At 55.8% G+C, this 19,393-nt stretch carries 15 protein-coding genes; 5 read left to right on the forward strand and 10 right to left on the reverse strand.

Annotated elements, in window-relative coordinates:
- Positions 1-12: 12 nt before the first annotated feature.
- Entirely contained in the window at positions 13-1,317 is a 1,305-nt protein-coding gene (locus ACN0VD_RS01655; RefSeq protein ID WP_417590912.1) for an FAD-dependent oxidoreductase, read from the reverse strand.
- Between the two features lie 120 nt (positions 1,318-1,437).
- Entirely contained in the window at positions 1,438-2,160 is a 723-nt protein-coding gene (locus ACN0VD_RS01660; RefSeq protein ID WP_417590914.1) for a hypothetical protein, read from the reverse strand.
- A gap of 235 nt (positions 2,161-2,395) precedes the next feature.
- On the opposite strand from ACN0VD_RS01660, the gene ACN0VD_RS01665 reads away from it, so the two are divergent.
- Together ACN0VD_RS01665 and ACN0VD_RS01670 are read left to right on the forward strand one after the other, a co-directional pair.
- Positions 2,396-3,163 (forward strand): CsgG/HfaB family protein, encoded by a 768-nt coding sequence (locus ACN0VD_RS01665; RefSeq protein ID WP_417590916.1) that lies wholly within the window; start codon positions 2,396-2,398, stop codon positions 3,161-3,163.
- A 204-nt stretch (positions 3,164-3,367) separates the two neighbouring features.
- Positions 3,368-5,389, forward strand: coding sequence for a GMC family oxidoreductase N-terminal domain-containing protein (locus tag ACN0VD_RS01670; protein ID WP_417590918.1), 2,022 nt, complete (start codon positions 3,368-3,370; stop codon positions 5,387-5,389).
- On the opposite strand, the gene ACN0VD_RS01675 is transcribed toward ACN0VD_RS01670, so the two are convergent.
- The 4 genes from ACN0VD_RS01675 to ACN0VD_RS01690 are packed head-to-tail and all read right to left on the reverse strand — an operon-like array spanning position 5,386 to position 9,325.
- On the reverse strand, positions 5,386-6,123 hold the full coding sequence (locus tag ACN0VD_RS01675) for a peptidase (RefSeq protein ID WP_417590920.1): 738 nt from the start codon (positions 6,121-6,123) through the stop codon (positions 5,386-5,388). The genes ACN0VD_RS01670 and ACN0VD_RS01675 overlap by 4 nt on opposite strands.
- 37 nt (positions 6,124-6,160) lie before the next feature.
- Positions 6,161-6,961, reverse strand: coding sequence for a transglutaminase family protein (locus tag ACN0VD_RS01680; protein ID WP_417590922.1), 801 nt, complete (start codon positions 6,959-6,961; stop codon positions 6,161-6,163).
- A gap of 2 nt (positions 6,962-6,963) precedes the next feature.
- Positions 6,964-7,914: an alpha-E domain-containing protein gene (locus ACN0VD_RS01685; protein WP_417590924.1), complete on the reverse strand. Its 951-nt coding sequence runs from the start codon at positions 7,912-7,914 to the stop codon at positions 6,964-6,966.
- Between the two features lie 13 nt (positions 7,915-7,927).
- Positions 7,928-9,325, reverse strand: coding sequence for a circularly permuted type 2 ATP-grasp protein (locus tag ACN0VD_RS01690; RefSeq protein ID WP_417591085.1), 1,398 nt, complete (start codon positions 9,323-9,325; stop codon positions 7,928-7,930).
- A 251-nt stretch (positions 9,326-9,576) separates the two neighbouring features.
- Here ACN0VD_RS01690 and prfB point away from each other — a divergent pair, with 251 nt between their 5' ends.
- Positions 9,577-10,704 carry a peptide chain release factor 2 gene (gene prfB, locus ACN0VD_RS01695; protein WP_417590926.1) on the forward strand — a complete coding sequence of 376 codons (1,128 nt, stop codon included), beginning with the start codon at positions 9,577-9,579 and terminating at the stop codon, positions 10,702-10,704.
- Between the two features lie 593 nt (positions 10,705-11,297).
- Complete coding sequence (locus tag ACN0VD_RS01700; protein ID WP_417590928.1) at positions 11,298-12,092, forward strand: hypothetical protein; 795 nt, start codon at positions 11,298-11,300, stop codon at positions 12,090-12,092.
- 251 nt (positions 12,093-12,343) lie between these two features.
- Here ACN0VD_RS01700 and ACN0VD_RS01705 read toward each other — a convergent pair whose 3' ends face one another.
- The 3 genes from ACN0VD_RS01705 to ACN0VD_RS01715 form a co-directional block, all read right to left on the reverse strand.
- On the reverse strand, positions 12,344-14,797 hold the full coding sequence (locus tag ACN0VD_RS01705; RefSeq protein WP_417590930.1) for a hypothetical protein: 2,454 nt from the start codon (positions 14,795-14,797) through the stop codon (positions 12,344-12,346).
- Positions 14,778-15,221: a hypothetical protein gene (locus tag ACN0VD_RS01710; protein WP_417590932.1), complete on the reverse strand. Its 444-nt coding sequence runs from the start codon at positions 15,219-15,221 to the stop codon at positions 14,778-14,780. The genes ACN0VD_RS01705 and ACN0VD_RS01710 overlap by 20 nt, the downstream gene beginning before the upstream one ends.
- Positions 15,222-15,345: 124 nt before the next feature.
- Positions 15,346-15,957: an HIT family protein gene (locus ACN0VD_RS01715; RefSeq protein ID WP_417590934.1), complete on the reverse strand. Its 612-nt coding sequence runs from the start codon at positions 15,955-15,957 to the stop codon at positions 15,346-15,348.
- Positions 15,958-16,401: 444 nt separating this feature from the next.
- Between ACN0VD_RS01715 and ACN0VD_RS01720 the strand changes: the two genes are divergently transcribed.
- Positions 16,402-17,199 carry a class I SAM-dependent methyltransferase gene (locus ACN0VD_RS01720; protein ID WP_417590936.1) on the forward strand — a complete coding sequence of 266 codons (798 nt, stop codon included), beginning with the start codon at positions 16,402-16,404 and terminating at the stop codon, positions 17,197-17,199.
- Positions 17,200-17,224: 25 nt separating this feature from the next.
- On the opposite strand, the gene lepA is transcribed toward ACN0VD_RS01720, so the two are convergent.
- Complete coding sequence (gene lepA, locus ACN0VD_RS01725) at positions 17,225-19,042, reverse strand: translation elongation factor 4 (RefSeq protein WP_417590938.1); 1,818 nt, start codon at positions 19,040-19,042, stop codon at positions 17,225-17,227.
- Positions 19,043-19,393: the final 351 nt, after the last annotated feature.

Below are 19,393 nucleotides of genomic sequence, written 5' to 3' on the forward strand. Positions count from 1 at the left end.
TGGAAATCTACATTAGCCCCGCGCCGCGATCATGTCGGCGATATCGGTGAATTTCTCGCGCGGCGAACCGTCTCGTGCCCGTGCAATCTCGGCTTCCTCGATCTTCTTCCAGTCGCGGAATGTAACGGTTTCCACACCGCGTGTTTCCAGCAGTCGGTCCAGTCCCGCTCGACCTTCCTTGCGATCTCCCGCACCAATATCCTCGGCAATGGCATCGACAATGGCAAAGCCGTCGGGCTTGTTGGTGCCGATGGTTCCTGAAGGCCCGCGCCGCGCCCAGCCGACGCAATAGAGGCCGGGCAATATCCGCCCGTCGACATTGGCGAAACGACCGCGGCCATGTTCATAAGGCACGCCTTCGATAGGCGGGGTGCGATAGCCGATACAACTGATCACCATCTGGCATTCCAGTTCATAGCGTTCCCCGGTTCCGATCGAGCGCAGATCATTGTCCAGCATGGTCTTTTCGACAATCAATTTTTCAACCCGTCCGCCACCCTGGATCTCTACCGGCATGGCAAAAAAGTCGAATATAATCTCGATAGGCTTATGCTGGGCGTCGGCCGCCGCGATATGGAAATTGCGCAAATGGGTAACGGCTTTGCGCATACCTGGTTCGAGCATGGCATCATCGCCTTCGTCGGGAAAATCACTCCCTTCAACCACCGGCCTGGCGCGCTCCAGCTGCCCCAGTTCGCCCAGTTCTTTAGGCGTCATCGCGATCTGATGCGGACCACGGCGACCGAGAAAGGTTATCTTCTCGACCTTGCTTCGCTTCAGCCCGTCCAGCGCGTGACCGACAATGTCACTGCCGGCAAATTCATTCTCGGTCTTGGCCAATATCCGTGCGACATCAAGGGCGACATTGCCGTTGCCGATGATCGCCACCGATCGAGCATCGAGCGGAGGATTGAGATCCTTGAAATCGGGATGGCCATTATACCATCCAACGAAAGCCGCGCTTCCGATGACTCCGTCAAGGTCGCTCCCCGGAATATCGAGCGCACGGTCGGCGGGCGCCCCGGTAGCGAGTACAACGGCATCGTATAATTCCTGCAATTCCGCGACGCTGACATCTTCGCCAACGGTAACATTGCCGATGAAGCGGACATTGTCCCCGAGATTGGTTTTCTCGTACCGCCGCGATACGGCCTTGATTGACTGATGATCGGGAGCCACGCCGGTGCGGATCAGGCCAAAGGGAACAGGCAATCGGTCGATAATGTCGACCGCAACATCTTCGCCAAATTTCTTCTGCGCCGCTTCCGCGGAATAATAGCCGGCAGGTCCAGATCCGATGATCGCTATATGACGCATAGTCTTGCCTTCCCCATTAGTTGGCCCGATTAGCTAAAGCTCATGCTAACGTCATAATTTCAAAAGAAAAGCAAAAGGATGCTGTCATTTTCGGGAGGATGGATTTCCCGACTTCAAAGTCTAGGGATCGACGTTGGCGACATTTGCAACATTATAGCGCAGCGCTTCTTCTTCGGTCAGACAGCGTCGGGTTGACTTGTCACCGTCGCCGTTTTTGACCGCGCTGGTTTTATACATGACTTCCGACAATAATTTGCGCGATACACCCATGCGGATCAGAAAGTCATTATCTTCGGTGGCGAGCAATGCGCTTTCCTGCTCGACTTCTCCAATCAGACCGACCGTGGCATCGGTTCCCATTTCGATGCTGTAATTTATCGCGTTGCGATCGCCGGTCATGGTGAACATATGCACCATAAAATGGGCGCCGGGTTCGACAATCCTCGCCCTGCCACCCATGAAAACGAAATTGCACGCGCTGAAACAGGTCCACCCCTTTGGAATGCGGGTGATGATGGAGGCATCGGCAGCCCGAATCACCCGGCCTGCTTCATTACCGGCTCTCGCCAAACCGCCAGGGGAACGGAGCCAGATTTCGGAAATCTCGGGATTCTCAGCGAGCATCTTGCGCAGACGTTCAGGCAACCCCGCATCGACCACCCCTTCGGCAACCAGTATTTTTGTTTCGCCGCGAACCACCGGTGTCAGTTCCATTTCCTGATTGGAGGACCAATTGGGATAGCGCGGACAAGTCGGATTGTCCGGGTCCATCAACCCCTGCGCATGTCCGGCGCTCGCGACAAGAGCGCAGCTGGCAACGATATTACGCAAAATTCTGATCATGGCAGGCACTACCGTTTTAATCGTTCCCGTGGAAAAATATGTTAACACGGCTGGATGATATTGAAAACCGGCCTTGACCGTAAAAATATGTCCAGACTATGCTATAGGTCATAGTCTGGAAGCACTATTCAGCATATTCCAAACTGTGAACTACGGGGTCGCAAACCATCCTGATTATGGGACAAGCTTCCGCATCTGGAAGTTTTGGAATCGGGATCAAACCGGAGGGAAAAACATGTTGAAGAAATTTTTGACCATTGCTGCGGTGTCGTCATTGGCGCTAACCGGCGGAACGGCAATGGCAGCGGGAAAATCCAAGGGTCAGAAGGCACAGGACCGGGCCACCGCCCAAATTCCCGTTTGCACTGTCAAACTGGGGACGATTGCCGTGGTGGAACCAGAAGTAAAATGGTGGCGCAGTTATAAGATCGGTTCACCGGAAGCGCTGATCAAGACTTTTGTACAACGATCTGGGTGCTTCGGACTGGTCGACCGTGGATCGGGCCTTGCAGCGCGCGCGGTCGAAAGGGCACTCGGTGATGACGGCGAATTGCAGAGAGGTTCCAACCTCGGCAAGCGTCAGGTCAAGGCCGCCGACTATGTCATCGTACCGGATATCATTTCGGCCAACAGCGACTCCGGCGGTGGCGGAGCGCTCGGCGGACTGGCCGGCGCCCTCGGCGGACGCACGTTTGGCGGACTGATTGGCGGACTCAAGGTCAACAAAAAGGAAGCAAATGTCACGCTTTCGCTGGTCAACGTCCGAACGACCGAAATCGAACGCACCGTGGAAGGCTATAAGCGGACATCCGACGTCAGCTTTGGTGGCGGCGGCGGTGCCTTTCTTGGCGGCGCCCTCGTCGGTGCAGCAGGCGGCGGCTATACCGACACCCAGATAGGCCGGGTAATGGCCCTCGCCTATCTCGATGCTTATACTCTGCTGGTGACACAGCTTGGCGGACTCCCGCTTGATCCGAGCGCAGCAGCACCCCAGGCTGAATAAGCTCAGTCAAAGCACGGACTTACAGACCCGGCGCCTTTCATCCTGGCGCCGGGTTTTTTATCGGAACCTCATGTTCTCTAATAGCGGCCAGAGAACGCCCCGTTAATAGCGACGGGCAACGAACCGCTCCATTTGGGAGTGGAAAGCCGGCAAGGGAATAGCTAGACTAGGCTGCTACCCCGGTCGCATAGAGGGAGAGGAAAATTGCGGAAGCCATTCAATCGTCTACAGGCGCTGATGATAAAGGCCATGGCGGAAGCTCTGTTTCACGACCGCAAAATGGCGATTTCGGCTGATCAGGTGGTCGAGAACCTCCAGGAACATTTTTCCAATATCGACGGCGACAAACCTGCTGAAATCGGCATGGCACTCTATGGCCTGTTTCTGGTCCTCGGCGGTCCATTTTTCCTTACTGCAACACCGGGGTTCCGCAAAAGACTGATCAACCGGCGACTGCGAAACTCCCGGATCGATCTGTTTCAGGATATTGCGCGGACCAAGGGCGTCATCCTCGCCGGCTATTATGGCCACTGGCAGCATGGCGACGAAGAAGAGAATTTCGACAACCCGGTCTTTGCCGATCTGGAATTCGAATTGCCCGCCCAACGCGATCGTTCAGCCGCCGGTGAACGCCCCCTTCGCCGTGAACCACGCCGTGACTTGACGGCCGAAGTGTTCGTCGGCCATCAGGCCGTCCCGGAAGAAGCCGATGTGATTGTAATCGGTTCCGGCGCCGGCGGGGCCGTTGCCGCAGCTGCTGTCGCCGACGAGGGCCATCAGGCGTTGATCATCGAAGCCGGCAGCCATTATCCTTCATTCCGCATCACCCATGAAGAAGCGCGGATGACAGCGCGTCTTTTCAAGGATGGTGCCCTGCAAACAACATCCGACCGCGACATCATCGTATTTCAGGGTCGCGTCGTTGGCGGCTCCACGGTCATCAATAACGGGATCTGTCTGCGGATGAAACATGAAGGCCTGGTCCATCCGGACGCTGAAGATGTTTATGATACCTGGTCCAGGCTCGGTGCTCCGGTCAGCGAAGCGGAACTTGCGACCAGTTACGAAGCGGTCGAGCAAGCGCTCGAGGTCTCCGAAATCGACCGAATTACCGGTCGCAACAACGGTCCGCATCTGATCGATGGCTGGAACAAATATGCGGCTCAATCGAGCGACCCGATGGACCGCAAGGCCGTCACCGCCTGGTTCAGAAAAAACTATGGCCCGCCAACCGCGGATAGCGAATGCGTATATTGCGGCTATTGCAACACCGGTTGCCCCTATGGCCGGAAAAAAGCGATGCCGGAAAGCTTCCTGACCCATGCGACCAGCGATGCGCGCGACAAGCCGGCCCGGATATTGCACAAAGCCGAAGCTACCGAAATCCTGTGGGGCGAAGGCGCCAATGGCAAGCGGGTCGCAGAGGCCGTCGAGATCAGGCTCGCCAACGGCCAGAAGCGGACAATTCGCGCCCGCAAAGGCGTCGTGGTGGCAGCCGGAGCGCTCGCCTCCAGCAACCTGCTCTACAATAGCGGCATCCTGCAATCAGGAACCAATATCTCGCTCAACATCGCCTGCCCGGTGGTCGCCCTGATGCCCGAGGGTACGAACGTGAACGTCTGGAACGAAGACCAGATGGCGACCTATGTCGATCGCGGCGATTTCCTGATCGAAAGCCATTTCCAGCCGCCGATGAGCATGGCGACACTCGTACCCGGGTGGTTTGAAGACCATTATGAGCGGATGAAAAACTATAACCGGCTGGTTTCCGCGGGCGTCCTGTTTCCGGCCGACCGGCTCGGCTATATGGAGAATGGCAAGCTCAAGCTGAAAATCGGTGAGAAGGAACTGGCTCTATTGCGCCGCGCACTGGCGACGATGACCAAGGTCCATTTCCTCAACGGCGCGATAGAGGTCTACCCTGCCCTGCTCCGCGGCCAGACGCTGACCTGTGACATGAGCCATGACGAGATTGACGCCTTTTACGAAGAGGCAATCGTCGAGCCGGATGATGTCGTCCTGTCGAGTTCCCATCCCCACGGCGGCAACGCGATCAATGTCGACCCGCACAAGGGCGTTGTTGATCTCAACCAGCGCGTGCACAATACGACCAATTGCTATGTTGCCGACGCCAGTGTGATGCCCAGTTGCATACGCGTCAACGCACAGCTGACGACCATGGCCATGGCCCATCGGGCAATGGCGGGGAAGCGTCGGTTCGGCTAGTCTTTGAAGCTGAAATCGGGCAACGATTGAAACGCATTTTTCAGTGCATCGCCCCAGCCGGCCGAGATTGTCTGGAAATAGGAATCGTCTTTTTCGATCCGTTGCTGCTGGGTAATCGCAAAACTGTCGGCCTCATAGACCTGCATATCGAGCGGCAGATCCACCGCCAGATTGGCTCGAATGGTCGAATCGAAAGAGACCAGCAGCAGTTTCACGGCATTTTCGAAGGACATGTCCGGGTCGAAACCGCGGACCAGTATAGGACGGCCATATTTGGTTTCGCCGCTTTGGAAAAACGGGCTGTCGTCGCTGGCTTCGATGAAGTTGCCGGCGGGATAGATCAGGAACAGCCTTGGATCACTGCCTTTGACCTGGCCGCCAAGAATGAGAGTCGCGCCGAAAGGAGACTTGGCTTCCTGCCCTTCACGGGAATAGGTTTTGACCACCTCGCGCAACGTTTCACCGACGATTGTGGCGACCTGAAACATCGACGGTGCCTGCAGGATTGAGGGATTGCGCTCATCAGGATGCTTGCCCCGCTCGTCGAGCAGGCTGATCACCGCCTGCGTAGTCGCCAGATTGCCCGCCGAAAGCAGGGTAATCACCCGCTCCCCGGGCACTTCCCAGCTTGCCAGTTTCTTGACCTGGGCAATATCGTCGACGCCGGCATTGGTCCGGGTATCCGACATGAAAACAAGGCCGCGCTTCATCCGCAGTGCCACGCAATAGGTCATTTGTAATGGTTATCCCTGATCAATATTCACATTGTCTCTACTGCTGCACCTGCAGGCTGACAATCATATCCTCGCTGCCGGCCCCAAATCGCAGGCCGCTTATCGGCGATGCATCGCGATAATCAAGACCTGTGGCTATCCGGACATAGCGTTCATCGGGCGAATAGCCGTTGGACACGTCAAAGCCGACCCAGCCGATATGTTCGACATAGGCTTCTGCCCAGGCGTGCGTAGCATCCTGATCAACCCGATCGCTCATCATCAGATATCCGGAGACATAACGTGCCGGAAATCCCAGGGCGCGCGCAGCCGTACAGAATATATGGGCATGATCCTGGCACACACCCCCACCGGCCTTGAGGGCCTGTTCAGCGGTCGTCTCCGCATCGGTCTCGCCGGTCTTGTACACAACCTTCTTGGTAACCAGCGCTGACAAGGCATGTAGCCTGGCAATGTCGCCGTCATAATCCTGATCCAGCGATGCAATCAATTTGGCGGTTTCGGTTTCCGGTCTGGTCAGCGCAGTCGCACGCTTGAAATACCATAAGGGAGCGAAACCCGCGTGCCTGCCGATAACGCCGCTGCCATCGGTATTTTCAACCTCGCCGGTGCAACGAATGACGATCTCGCTCCGCCCGCGTTCGATGTTGATCAAATCGACGTGGTTACAGTGCTGGTCCTCGAAAGACAGTTCCAGCGAACCGCCCTCAATCTCGATATTCCAGTCCACTATCCGCTGTCCGGGTCGTTCCTTCGGGCGAAGGCGCAACTGCTGCAGACCATATTGCACGGGATTATCGTAACTATACCGGGTTTCGTGATTAATTTTCAGCAGCATGTTCAACCTATCCTGTCTTGAAAATTATAGTCAGTCTCGATCTGGGCAGCGAGGCCGTTATTGGCCGCGAGAAATTCGATGATGAACTCGTGCAGGCCGGCTTCAAAAATATTCTGCACGGGCTGACCCAGCAGGCGGTCGCAAATATCGTCTGCAAGCCGATGAGAAGTCACCTCATTTCCATATTCCCGCTCCAGATATCCGAGATTGTCGGAGATTTGAGCATAGCAAAAAGCGAGCGAACGCGGCATCTGGCGGTGCAGGATCAGATATTCGGCGACACTCAACGCGCTGATATCCGAACCGTTGAGCCAACGATAGGAGCGCTGGGCGGATACGGACCGTAAAATCGTTTCCCACTGGACGTTATCCACGGCGGAACCGATTTGCGCGATCGACGGCAGCAGCAGATAATATTTCACGTCCAATATCCGCGCGGTACTATCCGCGCGTTCGATGAATGTGCCCAGCCGGATGAAATTGAAACCATCGTTGCGCAACATCGTGCCCAGCACTGCGCCCCGAACCAGCGAACTTTGGCGACGAATAACCGCCAGAACGTCCGGCAGGTCCCGTTCATCGACCGGATTGGCCAGAGCAGCTTTCAGGTTCATCCAGGCTTCGTTGGTTGCTTCCCATACCTCTCTGGTCAGTGCAATCCGCCCGGTACGGGCACTGTCTCTTGCCTTTTTGATCAGCGAGATGACGCTGCCGGGATTATCCTTGTCACGCAAAATAAAATCGATGACTTTTGCCGACCTATAATCTGCATGTTTTGCCAGATAGCTTTTCTTGGTTCCGGACGACCCCAGAATGGAGGCCCATTCATCGGCTGCCGATGACGAGTGGGTCAGCGCGATGCGAAAACCCGCTTCGATCAGTCGCGCACTATTTTCTGTCCGCTCGAGCAGACGGGCCATCCAGAACAGACTGGCGGCGGTTTTGCCTAGCATGATCCCGCCCCCCTCATTCTTCCAGCACCCATGTATCCTTGGTCCCCCCGCCCTGGCTGCTGTTGACCACCAGAGATCCCTCGGTCATCGCAACGCGGGTCAATCCGCCGGGCGTGATGTCGATGCGATCGGGAGACACGAGCACGAACGGGCGCAGATCGACATGCCGTGGCGACAGTCCCTTTTCGGTAAAGATCGGCACCGTCGAAAGCGCCAGCGTCGGCTGGGCAATATAGTTGCCGGCATTGCCGATCAGCTTGGCGCGGAAATCCTCGACTTCCTTTTTCGAAGCCGCCGGTCCGACCAGCATGCCATAGCCGCCCGATCCGTGCACTTCCTTGACCACCAGCTCCTCCAGATGCTCCAGCACATATGCAAGCTGGTCCTTTTCCGAACAGCGCCATGTCGGCACATTTTCCAGCAGCGGTTTCTGGCCGGTATAAAATTCGATAATGTCCGGCATGTAGGAATAGAGCGCCTTGTCGTCGGCGATGCCGGTACCGGGCGCATTGGCGATGGTAATCCCGCCGGACCGGTAAACATCCATGATCCCGGGCACGCCGAGCATAGAATTGGGCAGAAAATTCAGCGGATCGAGATAATCGTCATCGATCCTGCGGTAGATCACGTCGATCGGGGTATAGCCCTGCGTCGTGCGCATCGCGACGCGACCGTCGACAATCTTCAGGTCATGACCCTCAACCAGTTCCGCGCCCATCTGGTCGGCGAGAAAACTGTGCTCGAAATAGGCGCTGTTGTGGATGCCCGGAGTCAGGACGGCAACCACCGGCTTGCCCGTGCATTTCGGCGGCGCACAGGCGGCAAGCGAGCGGCGCAGATTGTTCGGATAGCGGCTCACTTCCTGCACGCCGATCCTGGCGAACAGTTCGGGGAACATGTGCAGCATCGTCTCCCGGTTCTCCAGCATATAGCTGACCCCGGAAGGCGTCCGCGCATTGTCCTCGAGCACGTAAAATTCGCCCGGGCCGGTGCGGACAATATCGGTACCGATGATATGGGTGTAAATCCCGCCGGGCGGGTTGACGCCGATCATCTGCGGCAGGAAAGCGATATTATTCGCAATCAGCTCGACCGGCACCCGGCCGGCGCGCAATATCTCCTGGCGATGATAGATATCGTAGAGGAACGCGTTGATCGCCTTGACCCGCTGCTCGATCCCCCGCGACAATTTGCGCCATTCCCGGGCGGATAATATCCGCGGAATGACGTCGAACGGAATCAGCCGCTCATCGGCTTCGTCCTGGCCATAGACATTGAACGTAATGCCCGTCTTGCGGAAAAAGGCCTCGGCATCGTCAGTCTTGCGATGGAGGCGTTTGACATCTTCCCTGTCGAGCCACTCTTTATAGTCGGCATAAGGCTCGCGAACGACATCGTCGCTACCCAGCATTTCATCGAACAAACAATTTCCCCCTCAATCAGGCGTTCAATTGTCTCCTCCCACTCCCTGTCTAACGGGGGAAGGCGCGATAGGCAAAGGGAAACGGGCCAATGACACAGGAAAGACCAGATGGTCACGCGGAGACGACGGGCCGGCCTCGCCACAACGGGCCCGCAGCTTTGCCCCCGCACAATGCCCTCGCCACTTTACTTCCCGCCGATATCGTCTAATCGCAGCATCCAATAGCTTTGGAGAATATCATGCGTGCCGACGCGCAAGCCTTTGTCGACCGGATCGACGCCGCCCTTTCCCTGATCAAGACCGCCCTCAACTGGGATGTTGCCCTGCGGCGGCTCGACGAGCTCAACGCCCGGGTCGAGGATCCGACCCTGTGGGACGACCAGAGCGCCGCCCAGGCGGTGATGACCGAGCGCCGCCGCCTCGATGAATCGATCAGCGCCGCCCGCGAAATCCAGCAGGAACGCGACGACGCGCTCGAATTTATCGAGATGGCCGAGGAAGAAGGCGATGCCGGTCTCGCCGACGAAGGCGTCGCCACGCTCGAAAAACTCGCCACCCGCGCCGACCGCGACAAGGTCAAGGCTTTGCTCTCCGGCGAAGCGGACGGGCTCGACACCTATATCGAAATCCACGCCGGCGCCGGCGGCACCGAAAGCCAGGACTGGGCCGAAATGCTGCTGCGCATGTACCAGCGCTGGGCCGAGGCGCGCGGCTACAAGGTCACCATGGTCGATTATCAGGCAGGCGATCAGGCGGGGATCAAATCCGCCACGATCGAGGTCAAGGGCGAGAATGCCTATGGCTATGCCAAGACCGAGAGCGGCGTCCACCGGCTGGTCCGCATCTCGCCCTATGACAGCGCCGCCAAGCGCCACACCAGCTTTTCCAGCGTCTGGGTCTATCCGGTAATCGACGACAGTTTCGAGGTCGAGATCAACGAGAGCGACCTCAAGATCGACACCTATCGCGCCTCCGGCTCCGGCGGCCAGCACGTCAACACCACCGACAGCGCCGTGCGCATCACCCACCAGCCGACCGGAATCGTCGTCGCCAGCCAGAATGACCGCAGCCAGCACAAGAACCGCGCCACCGCGATGGGCATGTTGAAAGCGCGCCTGTTCGAGGCTGAACTGCAGCGCCGCGAAGCCGAAGCCTCGGGCGAATATGAAGCCAAGACCGAAATCGGCTGGGGACACCAGATCCGCTCCTATGTCCTGCAACCCTACCAGATGGTCAAGGACCTGCGCACCGGCCACACCAGCAGCGCCCCCGGCGATGTACTCGACGGCGCGCTCGACGATTTCATCGCGGCGACGCTCGCACAGAAGGTGACGGGCGAAGCGGTTGATGTCGAGGATGTGGACTAGGGAACCGGCGCCCCTGCGCAGGCAGGGGCCCATCTCCCAAATGATAGCCAATAGGCAACGGTTGTAGAGCGCGCTCCTCGGCAGCCTAAACGCTACTTCCCCTCCACCCCTCCACCGGCAAAACCACGAGATGGCCCCCTGCCTGCGCAGGGGAACAAGGCCCCCCCCCACTCCGTTCGTCCTGAGCCTGTCGAAGGACCGCGCGAGACCGAAAACCGTGCTTCGACAAGCTCAGCACGAACGGTTTAAACAACCAGACCCTTTTCCTTTCCCAAGGCCTCCCAGCCCGCTCCCAAGCCAACGAGAAAGACAAGCCCACCCCGCTCCGTTCGTCCTGAGCCTGTCGAAGGACCGCGCGCGACCGAAAACCAGACTCAAACAATCCCGCCCCGCCCGATAAAAAAGCCCTGTCCTACACACCCCGCGCTGACATATTATCGCCGCATGACGGACCATCCCGACCAACCACCGCCCCCTCCGGACTTCACCCCAGTGCCGCTCAAATATTACCGCCACCCTCATGCTTCAGCAAAAGTGCGCAGCGGTTTTGCGCCCGGAAGCATGAGCAACAAACAAAACCGGCGTGGCGTGACATGACCGACAATCCCGACGAACCACCCGACACACCGGACTTCACCCCCGTGCCGCTAAAATATTACCGTCACGACGGCTGGACCCCGGAGCGGCAGCGCGCCTTTATCGATGCGCTGGCCCAGTGCGGCAGCGTCCCCAACGCGGCGCGCAGTGTCGGCATGGCCGCTGGCCGGATATATCAACTGCGCCATCGCGAGGGTGCCGAAGAATTCCGCGCGGCATGGGACGATGCGATAAAGAAGGCCACCGGCCAAATCCACGATGTGCTGGTCGACCACGCGGTCAACGGCGCGCCCGAACCGGTGATGTTTGGCGGCGAGCAGGTCGGCGAGTTCCGGCGGTTCAATTACCGGCTGATGATGTGGCTGCTGAGCCACCACAAGCCGGACCAGTTCAGCCTCGGCCCCGACAATGCCCCTGCCCTGTCCGCCCAGCGGATGAAGAGCCTCAAGAAACAGTGGCGCGCCGAATGGGAAGCCGAGCGCAAGCAAGAGTCCGAGGCCGCCATGAAGGAATATCTCGAGGCCAAAGAAAAGCACCAGCAGGAACAGGAAGCCCAGCAGGCACAGCTCCACGCCAAGATCGAGCAACTGCGCCAGCGGATGATCGCCATCTATATCGCCAAGGACGCGGCCACCGGAAAGCCGTCCCGGCGCTTCGATCCCGCAGGGGCCAGCCCGATGGAGCTGCTGGTCTATGACGAGGTGAGCGGGGGGACGCCGGGCGAAGATGGGGTGGATTTGGGGAAAGAAGTGCGGGAGGAGATGGGGTTTCCAAATTTGGAAACGGAATGAAACTAAGAAGCGGCCATTCTGAAGAGGCGTACTTGCTCACCCTCGTCGTTTAGGGCGAGTACGATTTCTGCGCCATCGAACCTGATCTCCTGTTCGGTCTCAACATCCCTCGGCGACATGCTCCACGGCAGACTCGACGAATATATCTCGGCGACGCTCGCGCGGAAGGTGACGGGCGAAGCGGTCAATGTCGAGGATGTGAATTCGGGAGCTTTTTCCCCTAGCTTGCCAATTCACAGACAGATAAGGGTTCAGATGTCGAATTTCAGTTGATTTTCATCGGTTTCCCGTTCCGAAAAATCGAGTTGCAAGTGCGCTTCATCATCAATTGAAATAGTAATATTAAGTCCGTTATTGAGAAGCACACTTTCATCGTTACCGCTCGCTATTAACCCTAGTCGAGCGGCAGATATCCTCAATCTAGCCGGCCCCAAAGTAGGATGAGTTACATCATTTAGGCTATATCTGGTATGCTTGCCGCCGCTGATGCCACCAAGCTTAATACCAGTTCCAACCAGAACTTCGCCTGAATTGAATCCTCCCGCCTTTTTCCGCTTTTCAGCTGCAATGGTCGTAACTTCGTTCAGTTCTAACCCATAGCTCTCGATCCACCCTATTACCGTCTCATAGAGATCAGCGAGTTCATTAATCTGCTCCTCGCCTGACGGCGCGTTTATTACTTCAATCGATTCTTCAACAACTTTCCCAAAAAAGGCTGCAGCCTTTTCAGCTTTCGATAATTTAAAAGATAATGAGCCTTCACCAGACTGTTCAATCTTATCGACGATTTTATCTCTTACAAGCTTGCCAAATTTCTGCTTATTTCGAACTCGTTGATTTTTTCGAGCATGTGCCAGGAAAACCGTGCAACCGGCGTCCTTCAACATATAATAGGCGTGAGCTAAAGGCGACCCTTGGATTTCAACTGGCAAGTCATTTTCTACAGCAAATCTTGCCACGAATTTGATAAACTCGTTGTTTCTATAGTTCTCAATTTCGGGTTCTAGCGACAGCGCAATATCTTGTGGTAACTCTAGAGCATCAAGGTCAGATATATTTTTGATGGAAACTTTACGAAGTCGCCTTTCCCGTTTTTCTTCGTAAACTGCAGTTTCCCTAGCGCGGAACCAAGGTAGGACTTCTCCCATCTCCATTTCTTTCGGAATTCCGCAAAAGAACATAATATGGACATCAGCGTCCAATTTCTTTCCAATTTTGATTGTTAGATTAGCTATTTGAACAGCTTGGCTTTTGCTGAGAACCTTGCCTCGTGCGCGGGCTATCAACACAGGCACTATCTTCCAAGATCCATCCATTTGCTCCTGAAGAAAGAACTCTTTAAAATTTGTGCGCTCTGACCAACTCGCGATCCCGATGTCAAATTCATATTCGTCGGGTGTCAGAAATTGCAGCCCATCAGGCAAACCCCAAAGAGCATGAATTCTTACTCGATTTTCCTTTCTGTCGTACATCGCCCAAGCGCTTGATTGGGCTGGAATGAAGCCGTGCATAATGATACAAATGTTGGCTAAGTCTTCTCCCTTCCCTAGCCAGTATTTAATTCGTGCTTGAATATGGTGAATTGCTTGCGCCGCGGTAACCGTATCCGTTCTCGCCAAATTAAAACTGTCCGCGCGGACACGCGATTTATCAATGTCCTCTCGCAAGACCAATTTTCCACCGGTCAATTTATCTATTTCTCGATACAGTTTTGCTTGATGATTTTTAACAAGATCATGAAGCAAATCAAGCTGACACCAAAAAAGTTGATGTGGAGGATCGTATCCGGGAACAGCGAAATCATCAATGTTTGCGAGCTTACGGAATCGGCTTTTTTCTCCAATTTTATAACATGTAAAAGCTTCTACTTCAGAAGCGTTCCCTTTCGTAAATTCACGTTTGACATTTTTCGGATCAACACCATCGATTTCAATTTCGTGATCAATTTGGACCAAAAACAATTGGGCATCTGTGCGCAAAATTTCAAAATGGATTCTACCATGGTACTTCGAGTTTGCCCAACGGCCTATACCTCGCATCAACGCTCTAACGCTGCCGGATTTTTCATTAGGACGAATTATAAGAGGGTGAGTTTCGGTTAAAGCAGTTCCCTGTTTAGAATTGCATCCACCCGAGGTAATGTATGGATCGAGGTCGTTATCGTTCGAAATCTCCCATTGGTTTTTGGTTGGCGAAAACCGGCGCTCATTTGAGAAGTGATAGAGACTTTCTTTATTGATTGCTGTTTGTACGACTACTCCTACCAGCCCTGAACTAGTTGGGTTTGAAAACAGCGAATCTAGATATTTATGTACCTTTTCTTTTCCAAGCTGTTGGCATAACAAACTTTCTAGCTGTCCCCGCTTCTGGATCGTTTCGCTTGCTGCGCTTGATCGCAGCCAAACACCGTTGCCTCGATGTCCAAAGTTCATTACTCCTTTATTCGATCGCCAATTATTTATGCATTCGATAACTAGATCGGTAAGAAGAAGTCGTTCGTTGGAGTTGGCTGCGATCCACTTTTTATGCAAGCTCGTGCTGATCGATAGAAATGGTGGAGTCCAACTCACTGGGAATGAATGCAAGCCGACCGCTTTCTGCCCAAACCGTTCAATATCCGGTTCAGTTTTCAGTTTTCCCGCGTGCTCTGAATAGCACACGTCAAAACTCAAGTCGGAAAGTTTATCATCCGTCAACTGTACCAAACCATTTCTTTGCCAGTTTCTGCAATCCGGCAAGAACGTTGTCAGAAAAGTGTCCGATGAAGAAACCGAAGAAAAGTGCTGTGTATATATTTCCAAACGAGTTTTGATCTAAGAACGGCATTATACCGGCCGATATGCCAAATCCCGCACACGTCGCAAGTACAGCGCTATTTAGCGGAACTATAAATCTCCACAAAACCCGGTCCCTATTCCATTCAAATTTAGCAACAGAATGATATAGCCACTTCAACGCAAATGCTGAACCGCCGGCCATTGCGGCAAAAAACATTCCTGACCATGGCTTTAATGTCTCAACGAGTGCAACACCCCCTGTCAAATCTGCTGTTTGCTCCGGATTCATAGCAGCTGTTTGAATCGCACAGGCTATTCCGACAATGCCCGCAACCATGTAAAATATTAACATTAGCAATTCTGCTAAAATTTGGACCCACGCAGAAAGTGTATATCTACTGCGGTAGTTTCCTAACGCCCTATTATCATTTGAATGAGACACAGCATCGGAGGTATTCTGTTGGTTATTTGAGTTATTAGACGACAAGTTCACGTTCTCTTAAGCGGGCTCCGACAATTTTTTGAGTTTCCGTAATGTTGCCGTGGAATGGATTGAGATTATAATCCCATTCGTCAGGAATACCGACAATTTCAGCGACGCACTTACGGAAAAACTGAGAGGTCATACTTTTAGGATAGGTTATCCACGATGATTGAGCGTCAGAGAACCACAAATATTCGCGGCCGAAAGTGACGTTCAAATCGGCCCAACTACCCTCTAATTTTTCCCATGAGTTAGAATTCATCGAAGGTGCGGATTTTAGTTCATTCGATGAAAGAGGCACTATGTGTAGATGCGCTTGATCAACACCGCACCCAGCTACCGATCCAACAGATGAAGGCCCGTGCTCAAACATCGTTGAAAAGCCATATTCAATCTCAATTTCTTTGGCTATTTCTACGGAGAATCTATGCAATTCACGACGCTCAGTTAAATCTAGCATCGAGAGATTGAGTACGGGCTTTTTTGGTATGATAAGCACCCAGCCCGGAACTATGCTCCCTAACGATGCAACGCACCGAAAGCTACCATTCTCGGCGATTGGTTTGTCGAAGACTTGCTTTGAAAAAAAACGTTTTTTGCTCATGATGGTAGGTAATATATCCCAGAAAATGTAGGTTTATGATATTGAATGATTACTGTGTATTCGGTGCTGCGTCAACGAGAACGAACCTCCTACTTATTCTCCATCCGCGGGGCCAAATACTACAAATTTCACCCCCTTTTCCTACACGCCCCCAAATCTTTACCCTCCGGCCTCTAACCAAGGTAAAATGATGAACATTTCTTCCCCCAACCGAACCACCCCCCCCAACGCCGCTTGCAGAACCGCTCGGAAGGCCGCTCGCTTTGTGCACAAAGCTGCTATTCCCCAAGCACTTCCCGAACACCAGCGGACACAAAATTTTTTCTTCTATAACAGTGTAAAACTTGTAAAGTTCGGGCCGGACCAATGCCCGTGCCCCGCCCGGCCGCTCGGGTCGCCAAACAGGGATTGAACAGACCTGCGCCCTCGCCTAGTCTCTTTTCCATGAAAGCCAGTGCCGTGAAAATATTGTCCTTGCCGTCCGGTCCTCTTGTTGCGTCGCTGGGCGCGCTGGCGCTGCTCGCCACGCAGTTGACAGCCTGCAAGAAGATCGAGGACCCGGACGCCAGCCGCGTCGAAACCGCGCGCGCTTATCCGCCGGCTTCGCGGCCGGTGTCGGAGCTGGCCGGCAATCAGTGGTCGACCGAGACCGCGCGCGACAAGCGGGGCGAGGCGGAGGAGATCATGACGGCGGCGGGGCTCGAGCAAGGCATGACGGTCGCCGATATCGGGGCGGGCGAAGGCTATTATACCGTGCGGCTGGCCGAGAAGGTCGGCGCGGCGGGGCGGGTGCTGGCGCAGGATATCGACGAGGAAGCGATTTCGCGGCTGGGCGAGCGGGTCAGCCGGGAGAGCCTCGACAATGTCTCGATCAAGCTCGGCGCGCCGGACGATCCGCGGCTGCCGGAGAATAGTTTTGACCGGATTTTTCTGGTCCACATGTATCACGAGGTCCGCGAGCCCTACGCCTTTCTCTCGCGCCTGCGTCCTGCCCTGCTTCAGAAGAGCAAGGCGCACGGCGCCGGCGAGGTGATCGTGGTCGACGTCAACCGCGATGTGGCCCAGCATGGTATCCCGCCGAAGCAGCTGTTCTGCGAGTTCGAGGCGGTCGGCTACGAGCTGGTCGGCTTCATGGAACGACCCGAGCTGGGCGGCTATTTCGCGCGCTTCCGCGCCAGGGGGCCGGCGATCGAACCGGACAAGATCAAGCCCTGCCCCTATCAGCGGGACAGCGGTTCATAATCGGCAGCGCTGACCGGCGTAACGGCTAGCCCTCGTCCCCCATTTTGAGCGCGGCGATAAAGGCCTCCTGCGGGATGCTGACATTGCCATATTCGCGCATCTTCGCCTTGCCCTTCTTCTGCTTGTCGAGCAGCTTCTTCTTGCGGCTGATGTCGCCACCATAGCATTTGGCGGTGACGTCCTTGCGCATCGCCGAGATCGTCTCGCGGGCAATCACCTTGCCGCCGATTGCCGCCTGCACCGGGATCTTGAACAGATGCCGCGGGATCAGGTCCTTGAGCCGCTCGCACATGTGCCGGCCGCGCGCTTCGGCGGCGTCGCGGTGGACGATCATGCTCAGCGCGTCGACCGGATCGCCGTTGACCATGATGTTCATCTTGACCAGCTGGCCGGTGCGCAGGCCGATCTGGTGATAGTCGAAGCTGGCATAGCCGCGCGAAATGCTCTTCAGCCGGTCGTAAAAGTCGAACACCACCTCGTTGAGCGGCAGTTCGTAGACCACTTGCGCCCGGTCACCGACATAGGTCAGGTTCTTCTGCACCCCGCGCCGGTCCTGGCAGAGTTTCAATATGCCGCCGAGATATTCGTCGGGGCAATAGATGGTCGCCTCGATCCACGGCTCCTCGATCTCGCGGATCTTCACCACGTCCGGCATATCCGCCGGGTTGTGCAGGAACTGCTCGCTGCCGTCGTTCATCTCGATCCGGTAGACCACCGACGGCGCGGTGGTGATCAGGTCGAGATCATATTCGCGGGTCAGCCGCTCCTGGACGATCTCCAGATGCAGCAGCCCCAGAAAACCGCAGCGGAAGCCCTGCCCCAATGCCGCGCTGGTCTCCATCTCGAAGGTGAAGCTCGCGTCGTTGAGCCGCAGCTTGCCGATGCTCTCGCGCAGCTTCTCGAAATCCGCCGCGTCGACCGGGAACAATCCGCAGAACACCACCGACTGCACTTCCTTGAAGCCCGGCAAAGCCTCGGTCGCCGGATTCTTCACCGTGGTGATCGTGTCGCCGACCGCGGTCTGGCTGACCTCCTTGATCTGCGCCGTAATGAAACCGATCTCGCCCGCCGCCAGTTCGGGCAGCTGCTCGATCTTCGGCCGCATGCAGCCGACCCGGTCGACCAGATGCTCGGTGCCCTGGGCCATGAACTTGATTCGCTGACCCTTGGTCAGCACCCCGTCGATCACCCGCACCAGGATGACCACGCCGAGATAGGGATCGTACCAGCTGTCGACCAGCATCGCCTTCAGCGGCTTGTCGCGGTCACCGCCCGGTGGCGGGATCTTGGTGACGATCTGCTCCAAGATATCCTCGATACCGATACCCGACTTGGCGCTCGCCATCACCGCGTCCGAGGCGTCGAGCCCGATGATTTCCTCGATCTCGTTGCGCACCCGCTCCGGCTCGGCGGCGGGCAGATCGATCTTGTTGAGCACCGGAATAATCTCGTGATCATGTTCGATCGACTGATAGACATTGGCCAAAGTCTGCGCTTCCACGCCCTGCGCCGCGTCGACCACCAGCAAAGCGCCCTCGCAGGCCGCCAGGCTCCGCGAGACCTCATAGGCAAAGTCGACATGGCCCGGCGTGTCCATCAGGCTGAGCTCATAGGTCTCGCCATCCTTCGCCGTATAGTTGAGGCGCACCGTCTGCGCCTTGATCGTGATCCCGCGCTCGCGCTCGATATCCATATTGTCGAGCACCTGCTCGCTCATCTCGCGCTCGGTCAGCCCGCCGGTATGCTGGATCAGCCGGTCGGCGAGAGTCGATTTGCCATGATCGATATGGGCGATGATGGAAAAATTGCGGATATGGGCCTGAGAATAAGATTGTTCGGTCATGGCCAGCCGTTAGCAGGGGTGCAAGCCCTTGTCAGCAGGAAACGTCCGCCCCGCGCCCGACATTTTCACGGCGATTCCATCCCGCACCGCCAATCGAACTTTACAAGTTTTACACTGTTATGAATTTGAAAACTTCCGGGGTTTTTCGGGCGGGATTTCCACAGGCTTCCAGAGCTGACATCCACCGATTCGTTCAGCTTCGGCGCTGCGCAGGTGAACAAGGAGAGAAAGGGCAAACCGATAACAGCCCGGGACGTGCCGTTTCCCCTTCCGCCGCAATGTTGGAGCAGGATTCAATTTTCAAAGAGCCATTTTGAATATGGCATAGGGAGGCATGTGTAGGAAAGGCTG

This window comes from Parasphingorhabdus sp. (assembly GCF_048267785.1).
GTDB lineage: Bacteria > Pseudomonadota > Alphaproteobacteria > Sphingomonadales > Sphingomonadaceae > Parasphingorhabdus.

Bases quoted from the DNA above. Each gene is read 5' to 3' on its own strand.
- lepA (WP_417590938.1), bottom strand. From the start codon at position 19,042: ATGACCGAACAATCTTATTCTCAGGCCCATATCCGCAATTTTTCCATC.
- ACN0VD_RS01700 (WP_417590928.1), top strand. From the start codon at position 11,298: ATGACCGACAATCCCGACGAACCACCCGACACACCGGACTTCACCCCC.
- ACN0VD_RS01655 (WP_417590912.1), bottom strand. From the start codon at position 1,317: ATGCGTCATATAGCGATCATCGGATCTGGACCTGCCGGCTATTATTCC.
- ACN0VD_RS01710 (WP_417590932.1), bottom strand. From the start codon at position 15,221: ATGTTAATATTTTACATGGTTGCGGGCATTGTCGGAATAGCCTGTGCG.
- ACN0VD_RS01685 (WP_417590924.1), bottom strand. From the start codon at position 7,914: ATGCTAGGCAAAACCGCCGCCAGTCTGTTCTGGATGGCCCGTCTGCTC.
- ACN0VD_RS01675 (WP_417590920.1), bottom strand. From the start codon at position 6,123: ATGACCTATTGCGTGGCACTGCGGATGAAGCGCGGCCTTGTTTTCATG.
- ACN0VD_RS01665 (WP_417590916.1), top strand. From the start codon at position 2,396: ATGTTGAAGAAATTTTTGACCATTGCTGCGGTGTCGTCATTGGCGCTA.
- ACN0VD_RS01720 (WP_417590936.1), top strand. From the start codon at position 16,402: ATGAAAGCCAGTGCCGTGAAAATATTGTCCTTGCCGTCCGGTCCTCTT.
- ACN0VD_RS01680 (WP_417590922.1), bottom strand. From the start codon at position 6,961: ATGCTGCTGAAAATTAATCACGAAACCCGGTATAGTTACGATAATCCC.
- prfB (WP_417590926.1), top strand. From the start codon at position 9,577: ATGCGTGCCGACGCGCAAGCCTTTGTCGACCGGATCGACGCCGCCCTT.
- ACN0VD_RS01690 (WP_417591085.1), bottom strand. From the start codon at position 9,325: ATGCTGGGTAGCGACGATGTCGTTCGCGAGCCTTATGCCGACTATAAA.
- ACN0VD_RS01660 (WP_417590914.1), bottom strand. From the start codon at position 2,160: ATGATCAGAATTTTGCGTAATATCGTTGCCAGCTGCGCTCTTGTCGCG.
- ACN0VD_RS01715 (WP_417590934.1), bottom strand. From the start codon at position 15,957: ATGAGCAAAAAACGTTTTTTTTCAAAGCAAGTCTTCGACAAACCAATC.